This window comes from SAR86 cluster bacterium, assembly GCA_023703675.1.
Classification (GTDB): domain Bacteria; phylum Pseudomonadota; class Gammaproteobacteria; order Magnimaribacterales; family AG-339-G14; genus AG-339-G14.
Genome location: CP097974.1, coordinates 1,167,508 through 1,194,046 on the forward strand (window position 1 = coordinate 1,167,508; position 26,539 = coordinate 1,194,046).

The 26,539-nt window shown below is 35.6% G+C and carries 30 protein-coding genes; 2 read left to right on the forward strand and 28 right to left on the reverse strand.

Features of this window, described 5'->3' with window-relative positions; genetic code table 11:
• Positions 1-45: 45 nt before the first annotated feature.
• The 3 genes from M9C82_06125 to M9C82_06135 are packed head-to-tail and all read right to left on the reverse strand — an operon-like array spanning position 46 to position 1,729.
• Complete coding sequence (locus M9C82_06125) at positions 46-753, reverse strand: enoyl-CoA hydratase/isomerase family protein (GenBank protein URQ73524.1); 708 nt, start codon at positions 751-753, stop codon at positions 46-48.
• Between the two features lies 1 nt (position 754).
• Positions 755-1,165, reverse strand: coding sequence for a hypothetical protein (locus M9C82_06130; protein ID URQ73525.1), 411 nt, complete (start codon positions 1,163-1,165; stop codon positions 755-757).
• A 27-nt stretch (positions 1,166-1,192) separates the two neighbouring features.
• Entirely contained in the window at positions 1,193-1,729 is a 537-nt protein-coding gene (locus M9C82_06135; protein ID URQ73526.1) for a nitroreductase, read from the reverse strand.
• A 164-nt stretch (positions 1,730-1,893) separates the two neighbouring features.
• Here M9C82_06135 and M9C82_06140 point away from each other — a divergent pair, with 164 nt between their 5' ends.
• A complete protein-coding gene (locus tag M9C82_06140; GenBank protein ID URQ73527.1) occupies positions 1,894-2,793 on the forward strand; it encodes a fumarylacetoacetate hydrolase family protein in 900 nt (299 codons plus the stop codon).
• Here M9C82_06140 and M9C82_06145 read toward each other — a convergent pair.
• From M9C82_06145 to M9C82_06170, 6 genes are all read right to left on the reverse strand, one after another.
• Positions 2,790-3,197, reverse strand: coding sequence for an MAPEG family protein (locus M9C82_06145; protein URQ73528.1), 408 nt, complete (start codon positions 3,195-3,197; stop codon positions 2,790-2,792). The two genes, M9C82_06140 and M9C82_06145, sit on opposite strands and share 4 nt — an antisense overlap.
• A gap of 8 nt (positions 3,198-3,205) precedes the next feature.
• Entirely contained in the window at positions 3,206-4,375 is a 1,170-nt protein-coding gene (locus M9C82_06150) for a saccharopine dehydrogenase NADP-binding domain-containing protein (protein URQ73529.1), read from the reverse strand.
• 41 nt (positions 4,376-4,416) lie between these two features.
• Positions 4,417-4,815, reverse strand: a complete 399-nt coding sequence (locus tag M9C82_06155) for a MerC domain-containing protein (GenBank protein URQ73530.1) — start codon at positions 4,813-4,815, stop codon at positions 4,417-4,419.
• Between the two features lie 97 nt (positions 4,816-4,912).
• The gene (locus tag M9C82_06160; GenBank protein ID URQ73531.1) at positions 4,913-5,575 is read right to left on the reverse strand and encodes a hypothetical protein; all 663 of its coding nucleotides are present in this window, start codon (positions 5,573-5,575) and stop codon (positions 4,913-4,915) included.
• A 54-nt stretch (positions 5,576-5,629) separates the two neighbouring features.
• Positions 5,630-6,568, reverse strand: a complete 939-nt coding sequence (locus M9C82_06165; GenBank protein URQ73532.1) for a hypothetical protein — start codon at positions 6,566-6,568, stop codon at positions 5,630-5,632.
• Complete coding sequence (locus M9C82_06170; GenBank protein ID URQ73533.1) at positions 6,546-7,823, reverse strand: hypothetical protein; 1,278 nt, start codon at positions 7,821-7,823, stop codon at positions 6,546-6,548. Before M9C82_06170 ends, M9C82_06165 begins: the two co-directional genes overlap by 23 nt.
• A gap of 251 nt (positions 7,824-8,074) precedes the next feature.
• Here M9C82_06170 and M9C82_06175 point away from each other — a divergent pair, with 251 nt between their 5' ends.
• Positions 8,075-8,656: a GNAT family N-acetyltransferase gene (locus M9C82_06175; protein URQ73534.1), complete on the forward strand. Its 582-nt coding sequence runs from the start codon at positions 8,075-8,077 to the stop codon at positions 8,654-8,656.
• Positions 8,657-8,674: 18 nt separating this feature from the next.
• Here M9C82_06175 and glmS read toward each other — a convergent pair whose 3' ends face one another.
• The 19 genes from glmS to rpmH form a co-directional block, all read right to left on the reverse strand.
• Positions 8,675-10,501, reverse strand: coding sequence for a glutamine--fructose-6-phosphate transaminase (isomerizing) (glmS, locus tag M9C82_06180; GenBank protein URQ73535.1), 1,827 nt, complete (start codon positions 10,499-10,501; stop codon positions 8,675-8,677).
• Entirely contained in the window at positions 10,501-11,841 is a 1,341-nt protein-coding gene (glmU, locus tag M9C82_06185; GenBank protein ID URQ73536.1) for a bifunctional UDP-N-acetylglucosamine diphosphorylase/glucosamine-1-phosphate N-acetyltransferase GlmU, read from the reverse strand. Before glmU ends, glmS begins: the two co-directional genes overlap by 1 nt.
• A 37-nt stretch (positions 11,842-11,878) precedes the next feature.
• The gene (locus tag M9C82_06190; protein URQ73537.1) at positions 11,879-12,292 is read right to left on the reverse strand and encodes a F0F1 ATP synthase subunit epsilon; all 414 of its coding nucleotides are present in this window, start codon (positions 12,290-12,292) and stop codon (positions 11,879-11,881) included.
• Positions 12,292-13,668, reverse strand: a complete 1,377-nt coding sequence (gene atpD / locus M9C82_06195; GenBank protein ID URQ73538.1) for a F0F1 ATP synthase subunit beta — start codon at positions 13,666-13,668, stop codon at positions 12,292-12,294. The genes M9C82_06190 and atpD overlap by 1 nt, the downstream gene beginning before the upstream one ends.
• 16 nt (positions 13,669-13,684) lie before the next feature.
• On the reverse strand, positions 13,685-14,545 hold the full coding sequence (gene atpG, locus M9C82_06200) for a F0F1 ATP synthase subunit gamma (GenBank protein ID URQ73539.1): 861 nt from the start codon (positions 14,543-14,545) through the stop codon (positions 13,685-13,687).
• Positions 14,545-16,089, reverse strand: a complete 1,545-nt coding sequence (atpA, locus tag M9C82_06205) for a F0F1 ATP synthase subunit alpha (GenBank protein URQ73540.1) — start codon at positions 16,087-16,089, stop codon at positions 14,545-14,547. Before atpA ends, atpG begins: the two co-directional genes overlap by 1 nt.
• Positions 16,090-16,099: 10 nt before the next feature.
• Positions 16,100-16,636, reverse strand: a complete 537-nt coding sequence (locus M9C82_06210) for a F0F1 ATP synthase subunit delta (protein ID URQ73541.1) — start codon at positions 16,634-16,636, stop codon at positions 16,100-16,102.
• The gene (locus tag M9C82_06215) at positions 16,636-17,106 is read right to left on the reverse strand and encodes a F0F1 ATP synthase subunit B (protein URQ73542.1); all 471 of its coding nucleotides are present in this window, start codon (positions 17,104-17,106) and stop codon (positions 16,636-16,638) included. The genes M9C82_06210 and M9C82_06215 overlap by 1 nt, the downstream gene beginning before the upstream one ends.
• A 3-nt stretch (positions 17,107-17,109) precedes the next feature.
• Positions 17,110-17,331: a F0F1 ATP synthase subunit C gene (gene atpE / locus M9C82_06220; GenBank protein URQ73543.1), complete on the reverse strand. Its 222-nt coding sequence runs from the start codon at positions 17,329-17,331 to the stop codon at positions 17,110-17,112.
• 22 nt (positions 17,332-17,353) lie between these two features.
• A complete protein-coding gene (atpB, locus tag M9C82_06225; GenBank protein ID URQ73544.1) occupies positions 17,354-18,235 on the reverse strand; it encodes a F0F1 ATP synthase subunit A in 882 nt (293 codons plus the stop codon).
• 70 nt (positions 18,236-18,305) lie between these two features.
• Complete coding sequence (locus tag M9C82_06230) at positions 18,306-19,166, reverse strand: ParB/RepB/Spo0J family partition protein (protein ID URQ73545.1); 861 nt, start codon at positions 19,164-19,166, stop codon at positions 18,306-18,308.
• Positions 19,156-19,935 carry a ParA family protein gene (locus M9C82_06235; GenBank protein URQ73546.1) on the reverse strand — a complete coding sequence of 260 codons (780 nt, stop codon included), beginning with the start codon at positions 19,933-19,935 and terminating at the stop codon, positions 19,156-19,158. Before M9C82_06235 ends, M9C82_06230 begins: the two co-directional genes overlap by 11 nt.
• A 3-nt stretch (positions 19,936-19,938) precedes the next feature.
• Positions 19,939-20,550 carry a 16S rRNA (guanine(527)-N(7))-methyltransferase RsmG gene (gene rsmG, locus M9C82_06240; GenBank protein ID URQ73547.1) on the reverse strand — a complete coding sequence of 204 codons (612 nt, stop codon included), beginning with the start codon at positions 20,548-20,550 and terminating at the stop codon, positions 19,939-19,941.
• Complete coding sequence (mnmG, locus tag M9C82_06245; GenBank protein ID URQ74135.1) at positions 20,540-22,420, reverse strand: tRNA uridine-5-carboxymethylaminomethyl(34) synthesis enzyme MnmG; 1,881 nt, start codon at positions 22,418-22,420, stop codon at positions 20,540-20,542. Before mnmG ends, rsmG begins: the two co-directional genes overlap by 11 nt.
• A gap of 233 nt (positions 22,421-22,653) precedes the next feature.
• Entirely contained in the window at positions 22,654-23,958 is a 1,305-nt protein-coding gene (gene mnmE, locus M9C82_06250; GenBank protein URQ73548.1) for a tRNA uridine-5-carboxymethylaminomethyl(34) synthesis GTPase MnmE, read from the reverse strand.
• A 7-nt stretch (positions 23,959-23,965) separates the two neighbouring features.
• On the reverse strand, positions 23,966-25,579 hold the full coding sequence (gene yidC / locus M9C82_06255) for a membrane protein insertase YidC (protein URQ73549.1): 1,614 nt from the start codon (positions 25,577-25,579) through the stop codon (positions 23,966-23,968).
• Positions 25,579-25,848: a membrane protein insertion efficiency factor YidD gene (gene yidD, locus M9C82_06260; protein ID URQ73550.1), complete on the reverse strand. Its 270-nt coding sequence runs from the start codon at positions 25,846-25,848 to the stop codon at positions 25,579-25,581. Before yidD ends, yidC begins: the two co-directional genes overlap by 1 nt.
• Positions 25,849-26,014: 166 nt before the next feature.
• Positions 26,015-26,353, reverse strand: coding sequence for a ribonuclease P protein component (rnpA, locus tag M9C82_06265; protein URQ73551.1), 339 nt, complete (start codon positions 26,351-26,353; stop codon positions 26,015-26,017).
• Position 26,354: 1 nt separating this feature from the next.
• Positions 26,355-26,489, reverse strand: coding sequence for a 50S ribosomal protein L34 (gene rpmH, locus M9C82_06270; GenBank protein ID URQ74136.1), 135 nt, complete (start codon positions 26,487-26,489; stop codon positions 26,355-26,357).
• Between the last annotated feature and the right edge of the window lie 50 nt (positions 26,490-26,539).

Sequence of the window (26,539 nt, forward strand, 5' to 3'; positions counted from 1 at the left end):
ATAATGTAAGCAAACTTAAAAAAATTAATAGGCCGTTCAAAGTTGTTATTCTCTACTTAATAAAAATTGATCATAATCCATATGCATTGCTGCTAAATCTGAGTTGTAAGCTATCACATTCACGCTCTTCTTGATCATTTGTGCAGGTAACGCTGCCTTTGAGGCGTAAAAATTCGCCATTCTTTCGGCGCCAACTTTTAATTGTTCTTTTTTACACACCTCATCATAAAATCCCCAATCTAAAAGCGTTGAGGCAGTTTCTTGCTCTCCCCCAATGACAAGTTTTTTGGCTTTAGCTGGGCCAACTAATCTAACTGCCAAAGGTAATCCAAACCAATTAAGATTCATTCCAAGATTAATTTCTGGATAACCCAACAAAGCGTCTTCAGCAGCGATTCTAAAATCACAAGCGGAAGCAAAACAAGCCGCTCCTCCTAAACAGTACCCATTAATAGCCGCGATGGTGATTTGATTGATTTCTAGAAAAGACATAACCGCGGGCTTTCCCATATTAGAACGCCAAGCTTCAAGACTAGAGCCAAAAGAATTTTTTTCTTTGATATCTGCTCCTGCAGAAAAGTTTTCACCATCTCCTGAATATATAACCACTTTGGTTTCTAGATCGTTTTTTAAATTATTATTGAACTCTGTCAGTTCTTCCAAGAGCTCTTTGTTTAAAGCGTTCATGGAATCAGGTCTGCTTAAATAGACCCAGCATATTCCATTTTCTTTTTTAACTTTTAAAGATTTCATTTTAAACCGCTCTTCTTCTAATCAATAGAAATAAAGCAAATAACTGAACTAATAACATCGAGGAGAAGTGGATTAGATTAATTGGAATTCCAAAAGGCTCTGGTTCTACTCCACCCTCGCCAAGGAAAACTCCACCATAGAATGAAATTGAAACTGCAGAAATACTGTACCCAAACAAAACGCATAGACTCATTAAAACAGGAGTGAATTCGTCATTTTTTATCCACAAATAATACATACCCAAAATAAAAATTAAAAAAAATGAAGAAATTGACCAAACCAAATGCGTTCGAGCATGAGCATCCCATAATTCATTAAATAAGTGTGAGCTGCCCAAGTCCATTATTACTGGAAGAAAACAACCCCCAATTAGCGCTATGCTAGTTAAAACTTTTGTTATTGTTAATTTCAATTTCTCCCCAGGTTTTATAGTTACTTTTTACTCCCATTTCGTTACAAACTTGGCTGCGTTAATTTCTGGTATTTTCTTTTGCGCACCTGTTGGTGTACCCACATATAAATAGCCTATTACCTTTTGATTCTCTGCTAATTCTAAGTATTTGTTAATTTTATCGTTGAGAGCAAATTTTCCTGTTCGCCAAACCCCGCCATAACCCAAAGAATGTAAAGCCAATAAAATATTTTCGGCGGCGGCGGCCGTAGAAAACATTTGTTCTATTTCTGGTACTTTTGGATGTTCTTTAATTTCGGAAACTAAAATGATAATCATAGGGGCTCGGAATGGGGCAGCTTCATATTTTTTAAGCACTTCCTCAGATAAATCAGAAATATTCTCCTCGGCATACTTTTTAAAAACAGACGATAACTTCTTTAATCCTTCTCCTTTCACTTCTATAAATCTAGAAGGTCTTTGCCAAGCATGATCTGGTGCTCTTAAAGCTGCTTGATAAACTTGTTCCATTTCTTCAGCCGAAGGAATAGGCTTAGATAATTCTCTTGGAGAATTTCTAGACAATATATTCTCTAAACCTTTATTCATTAATCAAACAAAAAAATAATATTAGCACGCTCTAAAATTTTATTAATTCGATTTGATACGAACTAATAAAATTATGCTTAAATATAACTGAAAGATTTTAGACTTTTAAATCTGGAAAAATACTTAAGAAGAGGAAAATAATGAGTTTTAAATTAGGAACAGTAGACGGCAAAGCCGTTCTTATCAAGGATGAAAATTACTACGACGTAGCTACTGTCTCAAATGGTGCTATCAGCACAGATAGCGTGGAAGCCTTAAAATCTCAAAACGAGCTTAGTGAAATTTACGAATCCCTATCCAGCGAATCTGCCACGGGTAAAGTTTCTGAGATCGAATTAGGAAACCCTGTCCCCAAAAGTCAAAATTGTTACGCCGTTGGTTTGAATTATCGAAAACACGCAGAAGAGAGTGGAATGGATATTCCTGAAGTACCAATGATATTTACTAAACATACTTCTTGTTTTGTTGGGCCAAAATCAAATATTGAAATGCGAAGTGACTACGTAGATTGGGAAGCAGAATTAGTTGTTGTCATCGGAAAAGATGGGAAAAATATTTCGAAAGAAAATGCTTGGGAGTACGTAGCGGGTATGTGTGTCGGACAGGACATTTCTGATCGCCCTGCTCAATTTGCAACAACTCCAGCAATGTTCAATTTGGGAAAATCTTTCGACACTTATGGTCCAATGGGCCCATGTTTGGTATCACTAGATACTCTCGAAGATTACAAAAGCTTAGACATTGAGTGCAAATTGAATGGCGAAACAGTGCAAAAAGACAACACCGATGATCTAATTTTTGATGTGCCTTCAATTATTTCTTATCTTTCTGAAATTGTAACGCTTAAAGTTGGAGACGCCATTTGGACAGGAACTCCAAGTGGAGTTGGTATCGCCTCGGGAAAATTTCTAAAAGATGGAGATCAGCTAACAACGACCATTGAGGGACTAGGCACTATGGAAAATAAATGCGTTAGGATTTCAGATCACTCCAGAGCCAAAGTAGTTCCTGAATTCATGAAGGGGTTTTTAAAAGATTAAACACTTAGCAACTGACTTGCTGAGGTTAGCAATAAAATAATAAAACCTAAAAACGTCAGCGCCATCCCGCCGATTCTCATAATTGGACTGTGCCTTAAAAATCCAAAACCTATGCCATGCATTAATCTTCCAAGAAAAAATGAGGCGCCACTTAAATGCAGAATGACTGTGTTTAATTGATTTATTTCTGCTAATAGCAGAAGCAGTAAAAATAATGGTGCGTATTCTATTAAATTACCGTGAGCTCTAATCGCACGTTCAAGGGTTTCTGGATTTACAACTCTATCGGGTTGATGAAGGAACTTTGTAACTGGACTTCCTCTCAAATCAAGAACTCGAATTGTTAAGATGAGCAAGAAGACAATCAAAGAAATTGTATAGATTAAAGTTACCTCCAAGCTCATGGATTAATTTAATTTTCTTCAGAAAACCTAAGCCCGGCGCTTGCTTCTAATCTAGAGATTAATTTACTTCCCATTGATGCCGCAGGAGTATAAATTCCGCCTGCTAGATCAGCGCAGTTTTGAATCAGGCAAATAGCGCTTTCTGCAATCATTTTCGATGTGGATCCATATCCAGGATCTAAGTCTCCTGCAACAGACGCATGCATTGAAGAGCCATTGTCTAAATCTGCGCAAAAAAGGATGTCATAATTTCCATTTTCTCGAGCTTCTTTCGAAGGACCTTCTCCAGGCTTAGGAGCGTTTTCTAAAGGATTAACTTTGGAAATTAATTCGGCTGCAGCCTGTCCTTCATCTCCGGGTCCTTGAATCCACATCTCGTTATAAGTGAATTCCTTTCCATAGGAGTGATTCAACAATGCGTTGGATCGGTGAATATTTTTACTATTTATAGGCGCCATAAAAAAGGGAGCAACCCACGTCTTTAATTTTTCATCAAATTGAGGTTTGGAATCGTTTGGTTGTTCTGGGCCTTGGAAGCCGTTTGCCAGAGAAAAAGGGTTAGCCAGTATCTCTATCAATTCTGGCTTTTCTTTAAGAGATGCCATTGTCGAGGTCATCGATAGAGCCGTTCCACCTGAGAATTCTCCGTTCATTGCTCTTACTCTTCCTCTGATAGCAGTGGCCGTGTTACCCACTTTTGATTTTACTTTTTCTTGAAGAAAATAAACTCCAAGATCAAAAGGTATGCTGTCAAAACCACAAGAAAATACAATTCTGGCTCCAGTTTGATTAGCCTTGTCGTTGTGCTCTTCTATCATGCGATGCATCCAAGCTGGCTCTCCACAAAGATCGACATAATCTGTACCATTCTCAGCACATGCCTTAACTAGATTTGAACCATATAATTGATAAGGACCAGCAGTCGTCAAAATACATTTAGCTTGTTGAACCATTGTCTCTAGGCTTTGGATGTCATTTCCATCGGCAGTGATAGCAGGGACCTCTGAGCTTAGCTCGAACTCCTCAATTAGATTATTAAGTTTGTCTTGGTTTCTGCCAGCAATAGCCCATTTAAAATCTTCACCTTTACCATATTGATTAAGCAGGTATTCGACGACTAATTTACCCGTATATCCAGTTGCTCCGTAAACAACGACGTCTAAAGTTTTTTTTTGCATTTTTTCTCCCTCAATTGAACAATAATTCTAAAATACCTTGATTAATCATCATGACAAGAACATTTTATTTCCTTGCAAATTTGGTGATTTTTATAGTGGGCAAATACTACAAAAACCGATCCTAGGATTGTAAAGAGTATCTCCCCTGTCTCTCCATACAGAGGTTCTCCCATAATTACCGCCATAACTAAAATTATCAATCCTGTTATACCGATAAAAAAATACTGTGGGGCGCCATGATTCTTATATCCCAGTGCTAAAGCAAACAAGCTTACAGGAATAGCAAAGAATAAAATCAAATTATGCACAAACTCATTGTCTAGAGTCGCAGCATAGTACCCAGAGGATAAGATCACAAAAGATGGGACAAATAGACAGTGGATTACGCATGCTAAAGAAAGCGAAATGGCTAATTTATCTGTTCTCAATTGGTTGTTCATGAAATAAATGGAAACTCAGTCTAAATAAAATAATTTATTGTGACAATCTTTATATTTTATAGACTTTGATATTAAACGCTGAGTTTTCCTATCTTGATTAATTAGATTTTTTAAAATCTATGAATTCATAATAATTAATTCCAGATTTTTCCTGCGAAGATAAATTCACAATTGCCTTAGGCAAATCTTGAATAGAAATACTTCTAAATTTTTTTATAGGTCCAATTAAAAAAGGATCTGTAATTGCAGACATAAGATCAGCAAATACGGTATCAAATCTATCTTTATTCCCCACGATATGCCCGGGTCTAAATATGTTTATGCTATCAAAACCAAGTTTTTTAATTTCATTTTCAAGTTTTCCTTTAGTCCTCAAATAATAATTTATAGAACTTGAGTTAGAACCGATTGCTGATATCAAAGATATTGATTTTGCGCCCACTTCTAAGGCCTTCTTTGCAATTGTGAGCTGGTACTTATAATCGACAAGGTGAAGATTATTTTTCAAATCTTTATTTATAAATCCTGCCAAATTATGAAGAAATAAGGGACATCCAAGCGCCAAATAAACATGATCTATTTTTGGAAAATTAACTAATTCTAAGTCATCAAAATTTATGATTTTTTCGGTAGCGTTTTTCGGTAAATTTTTTATGTTTTTTCTCGAAAAGGCTGTAACTAAACAATCTTTTTTACCAAGTTCTTGCAAAATTCTATTTCCTAAAAACCCAGTTGCGCCGACTAATAATTTATTTTTCATCGATTATCAATTAATTTAGTTATGAAAAGATGCAATAAAATTTCTTATTATTCATTAATTTTCCAAAAGCATTTGTTGATAATTCAAAATGTTAATATGAAGATCCTTGGTCCTAAAGTCTCTTCCTATTTCATTTGCGTGATGATAATCGTCACATATTAAATCTAATTTTGAAAACTGAGTTTGATATATTAAATGAATATGATTTTTCAAATTCAGATCGCTTTCTTTCATTTTAAAAAAAACATTTTTACCTTTTTCTTCTTCAGCAGAATCAGGATGATACTGACTTGGATATACAAAAAATATAGTTGCGTTGGGGAAAAGAGACTCAGTTCTGTTAACGACTTCTCTAGTCCAAATAATAGCTCTATCAAACATCTCATGTTCAAATAGGGAATCTTTAATTTCAGGGCAGCTTTCTTCAGAAAAAATAAGATCGCCAAATTTATTAGGAAGTGGGAATCTTCTAGTTTCTTTAGGAAAATTATTTAAACGCTCTTTAATAAATGTAATAAACTTTTTTTGAGGAAGTCGAAGATAACCAGGATTGCCATATAAATCCCTATTATTGTCTTTTCTTTGAAGAGCTAAATCTTTTCTGAAAGGAACAATTGAGCTATAAACAATTTCCTCTATATTAAGTCTTATATTCTCGGGTATAAATTCTTTTAAGAATTTAAAATAATTCTCTTTCGAGACTCCTTCATTTAATAAAGAAAGGTTGTACCAGTCCTTACCAGACTGTTCGGAAAGTATTTCAGCGCTTAGACTGAATAAAGAATTTGAACCTCCAAGGATTAAACCTTGAAATTCTTTTTTCTTATCTGGCTTATTAAAATTAAATATATGCTCTTGAATAATTTCTTCGTTAAATTTATTGTCTTCCCTTAACCCTAAAGTTTCAAAATAAACATAAACTGCAAAAAAGATAAAAAAACTTGGCAAGAAAATATACCAAATTAATTTATTAACGTTGTCCGTATATAGCAAAGCTATCTCCAAAGTCCGAAACAAATAGAATAAATATTAAGGCAATGCATAATAAAGCAGAAGGGCTCCTCAAAAATTTGTAGTTTTTTTTAATCATAAATTTTTTTCTTTTAAAACAAAATTCAAATGCGACTAGAGAAATGCTTAAAAAAATCGAAAGCAAGACCGCGGAAGGTTGATTAGACAGAGTTTCGAAAACTTCAAAATTTTTAAAATTAAACTTAAATTTTTCGAAAAGTCTATTTATGTCGTTATCGGCAAAAATTATTCTTCCAAAAATTATTCCAAAAAACATTAGGATACTGGAGACCAAAGCCTGTTTATGTTTTAGTAAAAAAATTGTAAAAATAAATGTAACGGTATGAAAAACTCCCCATATAAAAAAATTAAGTGAAACTCCATGCCACATGGAGGAGGCAAAAAAAACAAAAAAAAGTGAACCGGAAGCAGGAAGGTACTTTCTTGTTTCATCATAAAACAGAATTTTTAAAACTCTAGAGAGAGTAATATGCCAACCCCTCCAAAATTCTATTAGGTTGTTGCTTGAAAACGGCTGTTGAAAATTTAAAGGAATCTTATAACCCAGAATTCCTAATATGCCATAAAGAATTAAAGATAGTCCGCAGAAATTTGTATATACAAATAATTCAAAAATAACTCCAAATACAACTGAAGATACAACATCTGTTTTTTCTATTAGAAAAAAAGTTGAAGTTAAGGGAACCGATAAAATCTGAAAAAAGAAAATTCCAACCATCAAAAAAGGAAGAAAATAGTTGAGCCTAGAACTTAAACTTTTATGCCTCAAAGATTTTAGCAAAATAACTATCGGGCCAGTCGATAGTAAAATCGGATTTGAAAATTTTAATGTGTCTATTATTTTTAAATCTTTATGACTATATATCCAATACGCTAAAGATAATGTGTAAAAAGAAAGGCCGTATAAATATGAAGAAGTAAAATAAGAAGCCTTTCCTGTTAAAGTTTCTGTAAGACCAAAAAAAGAAAAAATGGAAATGGAAAAAAAAAGAAGATATGCAAACCCTTTAGGATTTTTAAAAAGTTTTGATAAAAAAAAACTATAAAAAATTACTAAGGAAAATACTAAAGTTATAGGAATGAAAACTTCAATAATTGAATCTAATTTGAAAGGAAATAATAAGAAATAAATTATTACTCCTGAAACCCAAAAATAAGTTAAGTCTAATAAATTTAGTTCTGAAGATTTCTCAAATATTAATTGTTTTTTCTTCATTTATTTTTTTCTCAATACAGCGGTAATTTTAAAATCTGCTTTTCCAAGTTCTTGAAGGATTTGATTACCTAAAAAACCCTGTGGCGCGAGCCAATAAAATATTCTTCTCACGCAGATAATATTACAAAGAAAAAAATAATCAAAAAACCTTCATTTTTTTAATTTTAAATCGCTACTCCCGCTTAGTCGACCGACTCTGAATGGATTAAACTTTCAACTTTAATTAAACTTAAAATTTAAATACTTTGCTTATGGATAAACCCAAAATAGTTAAATCGTCTATTGCAGATTTAGATCGAGTGAAAGCAGTTCTTACGGTAGGTTTTTCATCTGATGCTTTGTTAAGATGGGTCTTCCCAGATGCATCTTCTTACCTCAAGTGCTTCGATGTTTGGATGGAGGAATTTTCAAAAATAGCTTTTGAAAATAATATTGTTTACTCCGAAGAAAATCTTTTCGGCTCATCTCTCTGGCATCCTCCTGGGGTTGAGTTTGATAATTCAATTTTGGAACCAACTTTTGAATATATTCCTGCAGATCGAATAGAAGTTGTTGTTAAATTCTTTGAAGAATTTGAAAAATATCATCCGGATGATGCTTGGTATTTACCATTTATTGCTGTTGATCCCTCCCAACAAAGAAAAGGTATAGGGTCTTTTTTATTAAAAGAGGCTCTTGCAATGATCGATGCTAAAGGAGACAGAGCATATTTAGAGGCGTCTAATGAATTAAACAAAGCATTATACGAGAGACATGGTTTTGTTGAAATTGGAAGAGTGCAATTTGAAGACTCTCCACCTGCATTTCCGATGATAAGAGAATCAATTAAATAATTAATTTTCGGTTTTCTTCTACTCCACGGTGACTGACTTTGCTAAATTTCTTGGCTGGTCAATGTCTGTGCCTCTTAGCAAAGCTACTTCATAGGATAAGATTTGTAGAGGAATCGAATACAAAATCGGAGTAAGTAAAAAATCGCAGTCTGGCATATTAATGTATTTTCCGGAAGTTAAACCCAATCTTTCTTTAGCATTACCAAAAACATAAAGGGCTCCTCCTCTCGCTTTGACTTCTTCAAGGTTAGAGACTAATTTTTCAGCCAATTCATGTTCTGGGGCAATAGCTATTACTGGCATCTCTTCGTCAATTAACGCCAAAGGACCGTGTTTCAATTCTCCGGCAGGATAAGCCTCTGCGTGAATGTATGAAATTTCTTTAAGCTTTAACGCGCCCTCTTTGGCGATAGGGTAAAAGATTCCTCTGCCTAAAAATAAAGCATTATTCTTATTCGCAATTTCTGGAGCAATTTCTAAAATTTCTGATTTTAACGCGAGAGCTTCAGAAATTTTTTCTGGCAAAGATCTCAGTGCTTTGATAATTCGACCTCGCAAGCGAGGATTTTTTCCGGTAGCTTTTGCTAGAGACAAGGTCAAGAGCATTAAAGCCGTTAGCTGAGTGGTGAAAGCTTTGGTTGAAGCCACCCCTATTTCCGGACCAGCGTTTGTCAACAAAAGAAAATCAGATTCTCTAGCAAGAGAACTGGTTGGCACGTTACAGATTGCTAAAGATCCAAGATAGCCTTTGTCGTTTGCATATCTCAAGGCAGCTAGAGTATCGGCGGTCTCGCCCGATTGTGAGATTGTTACCAACAAAGTATCTTCATCGATGTAAGGATTTTTATATCGGTACTCGCTGGCGTAATCCATTTGCGTTGGCAGCCCTGCAATTGCCGAAAACCAATTTGCCGCGACTCTGCCCGCATGCAAACTTGTGCCACAAGCTACAACTTGGACTCTTTTGACCTTGGCTAATAATTCCGAAGAGCCCTCTCCGAAAATATTCTCTAAAACATCCTCTCCGCCTATTCTTCCATCCAAAGTATTTAGTACTGCTTGTGGTTGCTCAAAAATTTCTTTTTCCATGTAGTGTTTAAAATCACCCTTTGAGGCAGCTTCTGCTTTGATATCAATTGTCAATTGTTCTCTATTGACTAATTGATTTTTTGCATCAAAAACTTCTACTAAGTCAGGTGCAACTTTGGCTACATCGCCATCTTCCATGATCAAAAATTTATTAGTTAGTTCTGCTAGTGCTAAAGGATCAGAAGCTGCAAAATTCTCTTTTTTGCCGAGCCCTATTACTAATGGTGATCTGTTCCTGGCTAGAACTAAATTGTCTGGTTCATTTTGATCTAGCGCGGCAATTGCATAGGCACCGTCAAGCTTATCTTTTAAGCCTTGCACCGCTTCAACTAATGAATTGTTTATTTTTAAATTTCGATCCAACAAATGAGCAATTAATTCTGAATCAGTCTTTGAATAGAAGGTATATCCTTCTTTGGTGAGTTCTTCTTTAAGTGATAAATAGTTTTCAATAATACCGTTGTGAACGATAAAAACTCTGTCATTGGATTGGTGAGGGTGCGCATTTAATTCAGAAGGCTCCCCATGGGTTGCCCAACGGGTATGAGCAATGCCTATTTTTCCTTTAGGCTTTTCTAGCTTCATTCTCTCTTCCAAGAGTTTAACCTTACCTAAGGTTCTTAGGTGCGCTACTTGATCATCAACATGCATCGCTATTCCTGCAGAATCGTAACCTCTATATTCCATTTTATAGAGGCCCTTAATTAGAAGCTTACCGACACTTCTATCCGTTGCTGCTGCTATGATTCCACACATTATCTTATTTTTAGATTTCGTTGCCTGCTTCTGCCCAAAGCCAACTTATTTTCTGGGACGTTTTCGGTTACTACCGAGCCTGCTCCAATCATACTATTTTTACCTATTTGTAATGGGGCGATCAAAGCTGAATTTGAGCCAATAAAAGCTCCTGAGCCAACTTTTGTTTTATGTTTTTTCTTGCCATCATAATTAACAAAAATTGTTCCCGCTCCAATGTTTACTGAGCTTCCTACTTCGCCATCGCCAATATAGGCCAAATGTTTTGCTTTAGTTTTGCTTCCAAGTTTGCTTCTTTTCACCTCAACATAATTACCAATTTCTACTTCTTTATCCAGCCAAGCCTCAGGACCAATGTGCGCAAATGGACCTATTTTAGAGTCTTCTCCAATCGAAGAATTTTCAATCACCGAATACGGTTCGACCCTTACTCCGCTTCCTAAAGTTGAATTTCTTATTACTGCGCCTGCTCCAATGAAACAATTTTTACCAATTTTAGACTCTCCCTCTACAATGACGTTGATGTCTATAAATGAGTTTTTCCCTAAGGTAACTTTCCCTCGAAATTCCACTCTATGAGTGTCAGCAAAGTTCACGCCCCTTTTCATAAATTCCTCAGCAATATTTAAATGATATGCGCGCTCAAGCTTCTGAAGTTCTTGCTTATCATTTGCGCCTAAAACTTCGTTGGTTGAATCTGGATTAACCGTTTTAATGGAAATTTTATTTTCTGTGGCTAGTTGAATGATATCGGTTAAATAGTATTCTTTTGCAGAATTTTTATTTTTTATTTGTGGGGTCAATTCTTTCAATATTTTGGCCGGAGTAGAAATAATCCCAGAATTTACTTCGGTAATTTCTTTTTCTGTAATCGACGCATCTTTCTCCTCTACGATTGCGGCAACTTTGTTTCCTCTTCTTAAGATTCTTCCATAGCCTTTGGGCTTGTCTAAATTAAAAGTTAATAAGCCCAGGTTATTTTTTCCAACAGAAACTAATTTTTTTAATGTTTTTATGTTAACTAATGGAACGTCTCCATACATTATCAAAATCGTAGCTCCTGGTCGAAGTGATTTCAAAGCTTGTTTAACCGCGTGACCCGTTCCCAATTGTCTGTTTTGGGAAATCCAATTTGTTCCTTTAGGCGTCAAAACTGACTGTTTTACTTGATTTTTTCCGACTCCGACGATGATGTGTAACTTACTATTACTAAGTTGAGAGCAAGTATCAATAACGTGTTGGAGCAAAGGTTTGCTGGCAAGTTCACTTAGCACCTTAGGCGTATTGGACCCCATACGAGTTCCTTTTCCAGCAGCTAAAATAATTACATCGATTTTCATCTGGGCCCCAAAAATCTTATTAAAGAGAGATATTAAACTATTTTTTTCTTAGTTTGCGCAAAGTTTGCAATCTGGCCGCTGCTTCAGCCAACTCTGCTCTGGCTCTAGAGAAATCAACTCCTGCTTCCGAATCGTTTTTAATCTTTTCAGCTTCTTCACGAGCTTTTTCTGCTTCTGCCTCATCTATGTCTTCGGCCCTTACTGCCACATCTGATAAAAGCGTAACAACGTCTGGTTGGACTTCGATGAACCCTCCCGAAAGAAAAAAGATTTCATCCTCACCATTTTCTTTTACCACTTTCACTGGCCCAGGAATAATTCCAGTCAATAACTGAGAATGTCCAGGAGTTATTCCAATTTCTCCTAATGAACCAGTCGCAACCACCATAGAGACTTGCTCAGAAAAAATTTCTTTTTCTGCGCTAACAATAGTGCATTGCATCGTAGCCATTACAAAGTTTTTGCTTTTTCTACAACTTCCTCAATAGCTCCTACCATGAGGAAAGCTTGTTCAGGTAAATCGTCATACTCACCTTCAAGAATGCCTTTAAAGCCTCTCACAGTGTCTTTAATCGAAACAAATTTTCCTGGAGAGTTGGTAAAAATCTCTGCAACGAAGAAAGGTTGTGAAAGATATTTTTCAATTCTTCGAGCTCGATTAACCGTTTGTTTATCTTCATCGGACAATTCATCCATTCCAAGAATTGCGATGATGTCTTTTAATTCCAAATATCTTTGTAGAACTTGTTGCACTCCTTTGGCAACTTCATAATGCTCTTGGCCAACAATATTTGGGTCCAACTGTCTGCTAGTAGAGTCTAACGGATCAACCGCGGGATATATTCCAAGTGATGCAATTTGTCTTGAAAGTACAACGGTTGCATCCAAATGAGCAAACGTTGTTGCTGGAGAGGGGTCGGTAAGATCATCGGCAGGAACATAAATTGCTTGAACTGAAGTGATCGATCCAGTTTTTGTAGAGGTTATTCGTTCTTGCAACACGCCCATTTCTTCTGCAAGCGTTGGTTGATAACCGACCGCAGAAGGCATTCTTCCTAGCAGAGAAGAACACTCCACCCCTGCCAAAGTGTATCGATAAATATTATCTATAAATAACAATACGTCCCTGCCTTCATCTCTAAACTTTTCGGCAATTGTTAGGCCCGACAAAGCAACTCTCATTCGACACCCAGGAGGCTCATTCATTTGTCCATAAACCAAGGCAACTTTGTCTAGAACTTGAGATTCGGTCATTTCTAAATAGAAATCGTTTCCTTCACGAGTTCTTTCACCAACTCCCGCAAACACTGAGTAACCGCTCGTTTCATAGGCAATGTTTCTTATCAATTCCATCATGTTGACTGTTTTTCCTACTCCCGCTCCACCAAATAAACCTACTTTCCCACCTTTTGCAAAAGGACACATAAGATCTATAACTTTGATTCCTGTTTCTAAAATTTCAGAGGATTCTGCTTGTTCTTCGTAACTGGGTGGATCTCGATGAATAGGCATTCTTTCTTCTTCGCCCACATCTCCCTTTCCATCAATTGGATCCCCTAAAACATTTAAAATTCGCCCTAGCGTTTTCTCGCCAACTGGTACTGTAACTGCATCCCCAGTGTTCACCACTTTTGTTCCTCTTTTTAATCCTTCGGTTTGTCCCATTGCGATGGTTCTAACAACCCCGTCACCCAATTGCTGCTGGACTTCTAAAACCAATCCTGATTCTTCAATGGATAAAGCGTCGTAAACTTTAGGCAGATTCTCCCTAGAGAACTCCACATCGATTACTGCTCCAATTACCTGTACTACTATTCCTTCGCTCATTTGATTTCCTCGATAATTATAATGCTTCAGCCCCAGCTACGATCTCTGACAATTCTTGAGTTATCGCAGCTTGTCTTGCGTTGTTGTAAATAAGTTGTAATTCATCAATGATTGTTCCAGCGTTTTCTGTTGCATTTTTCATGGCAACCATCTTCGCTGCCTGCTCACAGGCAATATTTTCAATGACAGCCTGATAAACCAAAGACTCAATATATCTTTGCATCAGCCCATCAAGTAATTCTTTCGCGTCTGGTTCATAAATATAATCCCAACGACGCTTTAATTCTGGGGTATCTTCAGGCAACAATGGCAACAACTGCTTTATGTTTGGCTCCTGAGTCATAGTATTTTCAAATCTATTGCTAGCTAAAAAAACCTGATCTATTTCGCCTTGTTCAAATTTATCTAAAAGAACTTTAATTGCACCAATCAAATTTTCGAGCGCAGGGATGTCGCCTAACTTCTCTGCTGTCGATACTACTTCCCCACCAAAATTGTTAAAAAATACTCTTGCTTTAGTGCCTATGGGACAAAATTTTTGCTCTATATTCTGATCACTCAAGTCTTTTAAAAATGGAAGCAAAGTTCTAAATAAATTTATATTTAAACCGCCACAAAGCCCTTTATCAGAACCCACAACAATAATTCCAACAGCTTTAACCTCTCGCTCAGACATATAAAGTGGTTTGTACTCTGGATTAGAATTTGCCAAATGTCCTATCACAGAGAGCATACGATCGGCATAAGGCCTGCCCATTTCCATTCTGTCTTGAGTCTTTCTCATTTTACTTGACGCTACCATTTCCATAGCGCTAGTAATTTTCTGAGTATTTGAAATACTTGAAATCTGTTTTCTTATTTCTTTGGTATTGGCCATTAATAGGTTTGTGAAGTTTTAAATTTATCAAGAGCATCTGTAAAAGTTTTCAAGACTTCATCAGAATACTCGCCTGTCTCAGAAAGGCCCTCCATAAAATCTTTGTGTTCTGAAGACATATAGGAAAGCAATGCAGACTCGAAATCTGCGATTTTGTTTAGCTCGACATCATTTAAGTAGCCTTTTTCAACAGCAAATAACACTAGGCCCATCTCAGCAACCGACATAGGTGAGTATTGTTTTTGCTTCATCAACTCCGTTACTTTTTGGCCTAATTCAAGTTGCTCTCTTGATGCATCGTCTAAATCTGAAGCAAACTGAGCAAAAGCCTCTAATTCTCTAAATTGAGCAAGAGCTATTCTCACTCCACCTCCAAGTTTTTTAATCAAAGGAGTCTGAGCTGCTCCACCAACCCTGGAAACAGAAATTCCCGGATTCATAGCAGGTAAAAGGCCTTTATTAAAATATGAAGTCTCTAAAAAAATTTGACCGTCTGTGATTGATATCACATTCGTAGGAACAAAAGCGGAAACATCGCCTGCTTGAGTTTCAATTATAGGAAGTGCTGTCAGTGAGCCTGTTTTGTCTTTAACTTTTCCTCCAGTTTGTTCCGAAACATATTCTTCATTAACCCGACAACCCCTTTCTAGTAATCTTGAATGAAGGTAAAAAATATCTCCAGGGTAAGCCTCTCGTCCTGGCGGCCTTCTAAGAAGAAGAGAAATTTGACGATATGCTACGGCTTGCTTTGACAGATCGTCATAAATTATCAGCGCGTCTTCTCCAAGGTCTCTAAAATATTCACCCATTGAACAGCCAGCATAAGGAGCGAGAAATTGCATTGGCGCTGGGTCTGCTGCTCCAGCGGCAACAACAATTGTATGTTCCATCGCACCAAATTCTTCTAATTTTCTTACTACAGCAGCTATAGAAGATTGTTTTTGCCCAACCGCGACATAAATGCATTTTACCCCGGTGCCCTTTTGGTTAATGATCGCGTCTAAAGCAATTGCAGTTTTCCCTGTTTGCCTATCGCCAATGATCAGCTCTCTTTGTCCTCTACCAATTGGCACCATGCTATCAACTGCTTTCAAGCCTATCTGGACTGGTTGATCAACTGGCTTTCTCGTCATTACTCCCGGAGCAACTTTTTCTATTGGGGAAGTACTCGAACAGTCCATTGGACCTTTGCCATCGATTGGGTTTCCTAAAGCATCTACGACTCTACCAATAAGTTCTGGCCCAACCGGAACTTCAAGGATCTTGCCTGTACATTTAGCAGTATCCCCTTCGGCTAATTTTTTATAGTCTCCAAAAATAACTACTCCGACAGAATCTCTTTCAAGGTTTAAAGCCATTCCAGTTATTCCACCTTCGAATTCTATTAACTCGCCATACATTACCTCGCTCAACCCATGAATCCTCGCGATACCATCGGATAAAAATACGATAGTTCCCTCGTTGGACTCTTGTGTTGAAGACTCTAAATTATTAATTCTTTCTTTTATTATTTGACTTATTTCTGAAGGATTTAAATTATCCATACATCACCTTTTAGTTTCTTAATTGAGCTTTTAAAGACTCAAGTTTGTTTTTTAAAGAAAGATCAATTACTTGATCTTCATATGAAATTTTCATACCGCCTATCAAAGTTTCATCGATTGTTGATGAAATTATGATGTCTGCTTCCAATCGTTTTTGCATAGCAATTTTTATTTTCTCTAGCTGATCTGACTCTAGATCAAAAGCTGAAGAAACAATAACGTTTTTTTGATTCCTTTTTTTCGCTACCAAATCTAAAAAATTAAAAATAATATTGTCGAGAATTTTCAATCTATTAGCATCGCCAAGAGCTTTTAAAAAATTTATTGTCTTTGCAGTGACTTCGCCTTCAAAAATAGCTACAAATTTTTCAGTTTTTTCTCGCTGCGAAATATCTGGAGTTTCAATTAATGACTTTATCTGTTTTTCTTGAAAAGCTGATGAAATCATCGCCAAATCTTTGATCCAACTATCAGTTGAATTGTCTTGTTCAGAAATCTCGAATATAGCTTCAGCATAAGGTCTAGATTGAGTTAAATATTCAGACATTAAAGCTCCTTTATTAAGTCGTCTATAATCTCTTTATTGGATTCTGCGTTAACTTCTTTTTCAAGAATTTTTGTTGCGCCTGCAAGCACTAAAGAAGCAACTTCTTGTTTTAAAGTTTCTTTGGCTTTTGAAACGTTTTGTTCTATGTCTGCTTCAGCTGCAATTTTAATCTTTTGCTGTTCTTCTATTGCTTGAGTTTTTGCCTCTTCGATAATTTGATCGCCCCTTGTGCCTGCCTGATTTAATAAAGTAGAAGCTTCAGATTTAGCGTCTTCAATCATTTTTCTAGATTGGTCTTGTGCTTCCTCAAGTTTTTTTTGAGACTCACTCGCGGCTTCTAAGCCTTTAGAAATTTCATCTCTTCTCTCGTCCAAGATGGAAGAAAAACTGGGCCAAAGGTATCTATAAGTAATAAATATAAAAATACTAAAGGCAAGTAGCTCAGCAAAAAAAGTAGCGTTGACGTTCATGCTTTAGGTAAATAAGAACAAAAGCCCAACTGCTAGAGAGATTACTGGCAAAGCATCGATTAATCCCATTGCAATTAAAAGCTGTCCAAAAAGTAAACCTTGTAATTCAGGTTGTCTGGCTAAAGCTTCTATGTATTTTGAAGTTAAAGTTCCTATACCGATTCCGGCACCCAGAGCGCCAAAACCGGTAAGTATGGCTCCCGCAATCAATCTTAACTCTTCCATTTTTTTCTCCTTGTTTTATTGGCTAGTGTTTTGTACAAGCCAGGTTAATGTAAGCTATGGTCAGCATCATAAATATATATGCCTGCAAAGCAATAATAAGAATGTGAAACAACGCCCACGCCAAATTCATTATAAGCCCTGGGAAAAACCAAAGGGTTTGTCCAAACGACATCAAGAACTGTCCAAACATAATTCCAATCAAAATAAAAATCATTTCTCCAGCAAACAAATTTCCATATAGCCTTAAAGCCAAAGCAACATGTTTAGAGAAGTACCCAACCAATTCAATTGGGTTTATGAATTCTTTTAAGAATCCTAAAATACCGTGGTTAGCTATGGTGTAGTAAGTTACAAAAAACATAACTACCAACGCTAGTGCGAGCGGCGCGTTTACATCTGCAGTGGGTAACACTTTGAAATAATCGATTCCGCTTCCAGAAGCGCCTACAAAATTTGTCAATTCTACTGGCAATAAATCCATTAAGTTCCAAGATAAAATCCAAACACAAGATGTAAATGCCAAGGGGCCAACAATTTTCGAAGTGCCATGAAAATTTGTACTTACCGCGTTACTGATGAATTCAAAAACAAACTCAGCAAAGTTTTGTAATTTTCCGGGAACCCCCCTTTTTGCCGCACTTACCACCAACCCAAAGAAGCCAAAAAAGATAATTCCTAGAATTGACGACATAAAAATTGTATCTAAATGAAAAGCCCAAAAACCCATTTCAGTGACCTTGCAAGAAGATTCTGAAAATAACGATTGTTGATGATTGGCAAACCCCCAACTTTGTGTTTTTTCACACCAGCCGTAAGTTAAATTTGTTAGGTGATGGCTAATATAGTCTGAAGTCGGCGTTAAATCCGCTGAAGTTGAAGGATCTATAAGGTTTTTCTCGGCCATAATTTCTTGGGCATCGCATTATAGTTAGGTCTGACTTAACTATTCAAGAATAATATGAGATTTTTTTTATTTATTGTTCTTTTTTCAAAGACTTAATTATCGAATCAAGTTGCTCTAAGTTTCTATAAACAAAAGTTATCTTTCCCGATCCATTTTTTTTATGTGAAATCGTTACAGACGAGCCAAGGCAATCGCTTAATTCGTTCTCTAAATTCAATAAATTTGGATCTTTTTTGGAAGTAACTTTGCGATTCTTTTGAGACTGGTAATTATTCACCAGGGCTTCGGTTTGTCTCACTGATAGACCATTTTTACTAATCTTTTTTGCAAAGCTTTCTTGGATGTCCTCGGGCAAACTTAGTAATGGCCTTGCATGACCCATATTTAAAACTCCTTCTTGAAGCAAGTCTTGAACTTCTTTTGATAATTGAAGCAGCCTTATACTGTTGGCCACAGCCGCCCTCGATTTTCCAAGCGACTTACCCAAATCATCTTGGGTAAGATTGAATTCTTTTTGAAGTCTTTGTATGCCCCTCGCTTCATCAATGGGGTTTAAATCTTCTCTTTGTAAATTTTCTATTAATCCAATTTTATTGATTTCTTCGTCGCTGACTTCTTTTACTACTACTGGTGCTTGCTCTAAGCCAGCCAATCTTGCAGCTCTAAGTCTTCTCTCGCCCGCGATTAACTCATAACCCCCGCCCGCAGTCTGCCTAACTATTAAGGGTTGGATAATCCCTTGAGAAAGAATTGACTCTTTTAGTTCATCTAATTTCTCATCGTTAATTACAGTTCTTGGTTGAAATCTACTGAATTTTATTTTTTCTATTTCAACACTTAGAACGCTAACTTTTTTTCCATCTAAGCTAATTTCTGTGCCTAATAAAGCACCTAAGCCTCTCTTGGCTCTTTTATTATTTTCAGAGTTCACTTGGCCCTGTTCTTTCGTATTTATTGATTAATTCTCCTGCTAGCGCAAGATAAGCAATAGTGCCTTTGGCCTCCGGCTCATAATATAGAGCGGGCATTCCATAACTAGGAGCCTCTGAAAGCTTTACGTTTCTGGGAATAATAGTTGAGCACAATTCGTTGGCGAAATGTTTTTCAAGTTCGCTTGAGACATCTCTCGCAGACTTATTTCTAATATCAAACATAGTTCTTAGAATAACAGATATTTTAATTTCATCTCCCGTTGAAGAGTTAATCTCCTCAATTGTTTTGCTCATGGAGGCGAGACCCTCCAAAGAATAATATTCGCACTGTAGAGGTATTAATACTTGATCAGCTGCACGCAATGCACTGACCGACAACATTCCAAGAGATGGCGGGCAATCTATTAATATGTAATCGTAATTTTGCTTTACCTGATTTAACTTTTTCTTGAGGAGTTCGGTTGGGTTGCTTTTATTTATAAGTTCCATTTCAGCTGAAACTAGCTCTTGACTTGCGGGAATTAAATCAAATTTGTATTCAGTTTTTAGGATTATCGAGCTTATTGGCTCTTCGTCTATTAAAACATCTAAAAGGGTTAAATTACTTAATTTTTCAGTAATGCCTGAACCAGACGTAGAATTCTTTTGTGAATCTAGATCCACCAACAATACGCTCCTCGATGCTGCCGATAAAGAAGCGGCTAAATTTAAGGCGGTGGTTGTCTTTCCCACGCCGCCCTTTTGATTTGCAACAACTAAAGTAGTCAATTTTTAAACTATATCAGTTTTAGATAACGATATTTTTAAAAACCCTCTATTTTTTTTTAAGATCTTTGCCGCTGAAGATTCAATATAATCAACATCGTATCCGAGTATTGAGGGCTTTAGATTTTTAGAAACCATCATTAAAAAAACTAGGTCTTTCGGGGCTTTTTCTTTAATTTTTTTTATTAACTCTTCTGGGCTTGAAAAAGCTCTAGAGACTAGCCAGTCTTCTTTTGACATATCAAAGTCTTCTATCCTTTTATGAACAACTTTAATATTTTTTAATTGGAGCTCTGCTTTTATGTGGTTGAGGAAAGAAATTTTTTTTAAGTTTGAATCAAGCAAAGTTATTTCTAATTGGGGGTTTGATATAGCTGTCACTATTCCTGGAAATCCTGCGCCACTTCCAACGTCTAACAACTTTTTACAATTTAATTCTTTGTTTAGCGCCAAGCAATCGATTACATGATGATATAAATCTTGTGCAGATGTTTGCCTGGAAACCAAGTTTCTAGTCTTATTCCACTTTCTAAGTAAAGCGAGAAATTTATTTAAGTTTATTTGTTGTTCCTCGTCTAATGGTTTTAGACTTTTTTGATCAGTTAGATCAAACAACATTTATTTCTTGTGTGTTCTTTTTTTTAATATGAACCAATAACAGCGAAATTGCGGCTGGCGTTAAGCCTGGTATTCGTTGAGCGTGAGCTAATGTTTTAGGCCTTACTAAGTTGAGTTTTTGTTTGGACTCATTGGACAAGCCTTCTATGTCATCGAAATTTATTTTTTCGGGGATTTTTGCGTTTTCGTTTCTTTTTACTTTCTGTATTTCTTTTTTTTGTCTTTCAATATAGCCAGAATATTTTTCTGATGTTGTTACGTCGAGGGCTATTTCTGATTCAGCTGGTTTTATCCCTAAAGAAGAGCATACATCTTCGTATGAGACCTCAGGTCTTTTTAAAGCATCCAATGCAGAAATGTAATTGCCCTTCTTTTGTTTGTTTTTGACTTCTTTATTTTTTAAAGTTTCCTTTGAAATTTTTAGCGTTTTGAGTCTTTGTTTTTCTTTTTTTATGTTGTCTTGTTTCCTATTAAAAATTTCCCATCTTCTTTCGTCGATAAGCCCCATTTTTCTCGCTATTGGAGTTAACCTTTGATCAGCATTGTCTTCTCTCAAAAGCAATCTGTATTCTGCTCTTGATGTGAACATTCTGTAAGGCTCTTTAGTACCTAAAGTAACCAGATCATCGATCAAGACCCCTATATAACTCTCATCTCTTCTAGGAATCCAAGGATCCAGGTCATTTAATGCTTGGGATGCATTTATTCCAGCTATCAAGCCTTGAGCAGCTGCTTCTTCATATCCTGTCGTTCCATTTATTTGACCTGCAAAGAAAAGATTTTTAATTTTTTTTGTTTCCAACGTGTGCTGAAGTTCTCTAGGGTCGAAGAAATCATATTCTACGGCGTACCCATACTTCGTTATTTCAGCATCTTCAAAACCCTTAATTGAGTTAACCATTCTTTTTTGTATTTCTTTTGGCATGCTTGTTGATATTCCATTTGGGTATACTTCTCTAGCAGTTAGACCCTCTGGCTCAATAAATATTTGGTGAGAATCCTTGTCTGAAAATCTAAAAATTTTATCTTCTATAGAAGGACAATATCTAGGCCCAACTCCTTCAATCTTTCCAGAAAATATTGGTGATTTTTCAATTCCTTCCGAAATTATTTCATGGGTTTGAGAATTTGTTCTTGTGATAAAGCAACTCAATTGCCTTGGATGCATGCTCGTAGAAGAAATAAATGACATTGTTGGCCTTGGGTTGTCTCCTGGTTGTTCTTGAGTTAAATCCCAATTTACACTTTTTGCATCTATTCTTGGAGGGGTGCCAGTTTTCAGTCTCCCTGAGCTTAGATTCAATGACAACAAAAATTTCGCTAGTTTCTTTGAAGGTTTGTCTCCTATTCTTCCACCTTCTTCTTGAGTTTCTCCAGTAAATAATTTTCCATTTAAAAAAGTTCCGGCAGTTAAGATCACTTTGTTTGATAATATCTTTTCACCGCTTTCTAAAACAATTCCCTTCGCTTTTTCGTTTGCTAAGATTATCTCTGCAACTTCACCTTCTTTAATAGTAAGTAAGTGTTCACTACTGATTATTTCTTTAACTTTATTGGAGTAAAGCAACCTGTCTGATTGTGATCTTGTGGCTCTTACTGCAGGCCCTTTCGACGCATTCAAAACCCTGAAATGGATGCCCGCTGCGTCCGCAGCTAATGCCATTAGTCCTCCCATCGCATCTATCTCTCTTACCAGGTGACTTTTTCCTATTCCTCCTATAGCTGGATTACATGACATCTTTCCCAGGTCTTCGGAAGAATTAGTAACAAGACAAGTTCTTCTTTTTAGTCTAGCGCAAGCATAAGCAGCTTCCACTCCGGCGTGACCTCCACCTATTACTATTATTTCAAAGTTATCCACTATGCTTATAGAATATATAAATAATACATATATATATTATTTATATTATTGTTATTGTTATTAGGAACGCTATTTTCTGTTAATAACTTTTTATCCTCAAGTTTTTTTTGATCCTAAAAAGAAAATAAGTCAGTAAAAAAAATCTTAATGTTTTGTTATCAAATTGTTAATTTATGTTAATAACTTTTTGTATAAATGTATTTTTAAATTTTATAAAATTTTAATTAACAACTTCTCAACAACTATTTTCCAATGCAAAAAGAAGAAAAAATTTCACCCAACAATTGATCCGAGGTGTAAGGAGCTTTTATTTCCCCTATAAAATCGCTGGCTCTTTTTAAGTTTTCTGCTATCAATTCTAGTCCGGAGTCGTTTTTAAATTTTAAGCTTTCAAATATTTCCCTTCTTGCTTCGTGGAGAAGATTTATATGCCTGGATCTGGCTGAAAAACTCATATTGTTTAAATTTGAAGGTATCTTAAGGGCTTTAAAGAGCTCATTCTTTAGTTTAGTAAGATCTTTTTTATCAAAAAAAGAAAGATTAAGCCTATCTTTGTCCCTGTAATCAGAAATATCTATTTTGTTTAAGATTCTAATTACAGGCTTGTTGTAGGACTTAAAATATTTTTTTGTGCTTTCGTCAACAATTTCAATTACTAAATCGCAATGCTGAATTATTACATTGGCTAAATCTATTCCCTCAATTTCAATAGGGTCCTGTGATGTGTCTCTAATACCCGCTGTATCGAATAGAGAAAACTTAAGATTTTTTATTTTAGATTCTTTTTGGATAATATCTCTAGTAGTTCCAGGAATTTCGGAGACAATTGAGGTTTTTTTACCTGCTAAATAGTTCATTAAAGTCGATTTTCCTACATTAGGAGGACCGGTTAATACAACTTTTACTCCCTCATTAAGGTATTTAGATGAACCAACCTCTTCTATAAATTCGTCTAAAAAGGTCATAAAATCATCTAAATTTGATTTAAATTCATCAAAATCATTTATAATTTCATCATCTGAAAAATCTATGTTGCTTTCCACATAAATCCTAAGATCTTTTAATTTTTCAATTACAAAGTCTATCCTGCTATCAAAAGCTCCTCTGAGTGATCTTGAGCTAGCCAATAATTGTTCTTCAGTCTCTGCGTTTATTAGGTCATCAATAGCCTCAGCTTCTAAAAGCGTGAGTTTATTGTTCATAAAAGACCTTAAAGAAAATTCGCCTGGTTCTGCCTCTCTACAGCCTTTAGATACAAAATATGAGACTAGTAAATTCGCTATCAAAGGGTTTCCGTGACAAGAGACTTCTAAAATGTCTTCGCCTGTAAAAGAATTAGGTTTTCTAAATAAAGTAAGCACACACTTTTCTTTTAGACCTTTTTTTAGTTCAATTTCTGTAACCTTTGCCTCATTTGCTTTGAATTCATCTAAAGATAAGCATTCAGCTAAAAATGAAATATCAGGACTTGAAACTCTTACTAGAGAAATAGCGCCAACACCAGGGGGAGAAGAACAAGCAACTATAGTATCGTCTAGATCAATCAATTCGGTTTTATTTTTTGGGCCCGTGCATGTACATTTGTAAAGCAGACACAAGAGAATTCATGAACCAATAAAGAACTAGTCCGGCTGGAAAAAAAGCAAAAAGTACGCCGAAAATAAACGGCATGTATTTGAAAACATTCACCTGTATGGGGTCGGTTCCAACGGGCTGAGGTTGAAGCTGTTGCATTCCCCACATTGCTAAAGTATTGAGTATAGGTAATATGAACAAAGGGTCTCTAGCCGACAAATCACTTATCCAAAAGAGAAAAGGGGCATATCTCAACTCAACAGTCTCTATGAGCACCCAATAGAACGCTAAAAAAAACGGAAGTTGCAGAATCATTGGCAGACAGCCTAGCGCCGGATTTACTTTTTCTTTTTTGTATAAATCCATCATAGCCTTAGATAAGGCCTGTCTGTCGTCAGCATATCTTTCTTGAATATCTTTTAGTAGGGGCTGAACCTCCCTCATTTTTCCCATGTTTTTATAAGAAACGTAAGAAAGAGGCCATAACAAGACTTTTATGAGTATCGTGACTAAAATTATCGACCAACCCCAATTTCCTACTAAATTAAAGAAAAAATTCATTGCTTGATACATTGGTTGGCCAATCCACCACAAGAATCCATAATCTACCGCTAGATATAATTCCGGATGAGCTTTGGTTAACTCGCTTTGAATTTTTGGTCCAGAATAAAGCTTGTGGCTGAAAACAAAACTTTCGTCAGGTCTTAAAACTTTTGTTTCACCAACAATTCCTACAGAGAAGTCACCACTCTTTTTTTGTTTGGCTTGATAAACATAATTTTCCCCAGATTCAGGAACAATTGAAGACAAGAAATAATGTTGCAAAATTGCAGCCCAACCATTAGATGAACTTTGTTTGAACCTATTTTCTTGTATGTCATTGAAAGGGACTTTAATGTAATTTTCTTCTTCAGTTCTGAAAGCCGGCCCTAGATAGGCAAAACTAGATGGATCTGTAAATCCGGACCCTTTCGCTTCTACTACTTCAGCAGACCTATCCAATTTTGAATATGCTGCTAATTTTATTTCTTCGGACGATAAATTTTGAACTGTATCTTTAATCTTTAGCAAATAATCTTTTGACTCAAAGCTAATGAATTTCTTAAACAAAAGATCATCGGATTTCTTTTCAAATACATAGACATCATTTAGCCCGTCTTTATAGTTTTCGCTGAGCCTAAAAATGGAATCAGAATCTATAGTTTTATCTAAAAAGGCAAATCCACTCGTATGAGAGTACCTTTCCGAGCCGCACTCATTTAAGAGCAATTTATTGTCACTTGAGCCAGAAGTTTTTGGATAATCTGTAAGTTCAAAATAAGATATTTTGCCTGAAGGTAATTCAACTTTAATTTTCCACACATCATTTGAAATTAAAAATAGATTGTTTGTTGAGCATGTTTCTTCAAAGAGAAATACTTCTTCATCAATGATGTCGCTTCTAGATACAAATGCCTCTTCTTCAACTAATTGTGAATACTCACTATCATTTATATCCAATTCTGTAATGAATTCTTCTTGAGGAGGGTTGTAATTGATTAAAAGCAGATAGCTTAGGAAAATAATTGAAAATATTAAAAAATACCTTTGCATTATTGAACGTTTTTCTTATCTACTTCAGGGACATGATCTATCCCGCTTCCACCTAAAGGATGGCATTTAGAAACACGTTTTATAGCAAGGTAAAGGCCTTTTATTAAGCCATGAGTTTCAAGTGCTTCTATCGCGTATGAGCTGCAAGTAGGATGATATCGACAATTGTTACCTAAAAGAGGGCTTAAAAACAATTTATAAATTTTTATAAGAGATAATAAAAATTTTACTGCGTAAGTTTCGACTTTATTAAAAATTTTAAAAAACATTAAGCTTGGATTCTATCTTTCTTTTCAATTTATTAATATTTTTTTTTCTGATTTTAAATAATCTTTTATTTTGCATATCGATAAAAAAATTTAATCGCACCCAAAAAAATATTATTCCTTGACAGCTCTCATTTACTTCTTTGCAAGTTTCGACTTTATTAAAATTTTAGAAATCATTGAGCTTGAATTCGATCTTTTTTTCCAGTTTATGAATATTATTTCTTATTTCTTGTTTTGAATAATTTTTTATTTTATTTATCAATAAAAAAATTAAATCATACCCAAAAAAAATTTGATTCCTTGCAAGTTCCCTAGCGCTTCTTTTTATGTAGTTTCTTCTGGCAGCTAAAGAAAGATTTTTTTTAGGAACTATTAAACCTAATTTAATTTCTTCAAGATTATTTTTTTTTAAAATAATTTTTAAGTAACCATGTTTAACGATCAGATCAGGTTCTTCAAAAATTTTATCAAATTGAGACTTTCCTCTAAGCGGAGTAACTAACAATTTATGCAGCTAGTTTTTTTCTACCCTTATTCCTTCTACTTTTCAGTACAAGCTTTCCCCCAACCGAGGAATTCCTTTTTCTAAAGCCATGTTTCCTTTTTCTTTTAATTTTACTGGGCTGGTATGTTCTTTTCATAAGGACGAAGAATGTTATAGTTTTTTTAAGAAAAATCAATGAATAAGCTT

Coding starts and splice junctions, on each gene's coding strand:
- M9C82_06125 (URQ73524.1), bottom strand. CDS start 753: ATGAAATCTTTAAAAGTTAAAAAAGAAAATGGAATATGCTGGGTCTAT.
- M9C82_06140 (URQ73527.1), top strand. CDS start 1,894: ATGAGTTTTAAATTAGGAACAGTAGACGGCAAAGCCGTTCTTATCAAG.
- M9C82_06145 (URQ73528.1), bottom strand. CDS start 3,197: ATGAGCTTGGAGGTAACTTTAATCTATACAATTTCTTTGATTGTCTTC.
- M9C82_06150 (URQ73529.1), bottom strand. CDS start 4,375: ATGCAAAAAAAAACTTTAGACGTCGTTGTTTACGGAGCAACTGGATAT.
- M9C82_06155 (URQ73530.1), bottom strand. CDS start 4,815: ATGAACAACCAATTGAGAACAGATAAATTAGCCATTTCGCTTTCTTTA.
- M9C82_06160 (URQ73531.1), bottom strand. CDS start 5,575: ATGAAAAATAAATTATTAGTCGGCGCAACTGGGTTTTTAGGAAATAGA.
- M9C82_06170 (URQ73533.1), bottom strand. CDS start 7,823: ATGAAGAAAAAACAATTAATATTTGAGAAATCTTCAGAACTAAATTTA.
- M9C82_06175 (URQ73534.1), top strand. CDS start 8,075: ATGGATAAACCCAAAATAGTTAAATCGTCTATTGCAGATTTAGATCGA.
- glmS (URQ73535.1), bottom strand. CDS start 10,501: ATGTGTGGAATCATAGCAGCAGCAACGGATAGAAGTGTCGGTAAGCTT.
- glmU (URQ73536.1), bottom strand. CDS start 11,841: ATGAAAATCGATGTAATTATTTTAGCTGCTGGAAAAGGAACTCGTATG.
- M9C82_06190 (URQ73537.1), bottom strand. CDS start 12,292: ATGGCTACGATGCAATGCACTATTGTTAGCGCAGAAAAAGAAATTTTT.
- atpD (URQ73538.1), bottom strand. CDS start 13,668: ATGAGCGAAGGAATAGTAGTACAGGTAATTGGAGCAGTAATCGATGTG.
- atpG (URQ73539.1), bottom strand. CDS start 14,545: ATGGCCAATACCAAAGAAATAAGAAAACAGATTTCAAGTATTTCAAAT.
- atpA (URQ73540.1), bottom strand. CDS start 16,089: ATGGATAATTTAAATCCTTCAGAAATAAGTCAAATAATAAAAGAAAGA.
- M9C82_06210 (URQ73541.1), bottom strand. CDS start 16,636: ATGTCTGAATATTTAACTCAATCTAGACCTTATGCTGAAGCTATATTC.
- M9C82_06215 (URQ73542.1), bottom strand. CDS start 17,106: ATGAACGTCAACGCTACTTTTTTTGCTGAGCTACTTGCCTTTAGTATT.
- atpE (URQ73543.1), bottom strand. CDS start 17,331: ATGGAAGAGTTAAGATTGATTGCGGGAGCCATACTTACCGGTTTTGGC.
- atpB (URQ73544.1), bottom strand. CDS start 18,235: ATGGCCGAGAAAAACCTTATAGATCCTTCAACTTCAGCGGATTTAACG.
- rsmG (URQ73547.1), bottom strand. CDS start 20,550: ATGTTGTTTGATCTAACTGATCAAAAAAGTCTAAAACCATTAGACGAG.
- yidC (URQ73549.1), bottom strand. CDS start 25,579: ATGCAAAGGTATTTTTTAATATTTTCAATTATTTTCCTAAGCTATCTG.
- yidD (URQ73550.1), bottom strand. CDS start 25,848: ATGTTTTTTAAAATTTTTAATAAAGTCGAAACTTACGCAGTAAAATTT.
- rpmH (URQ74136.1), bottom strand. CDS start 26,489: ATGAAAAGAACATACCAGCCCAGTAAAATTAAAAGAAAAAGGAAACAT.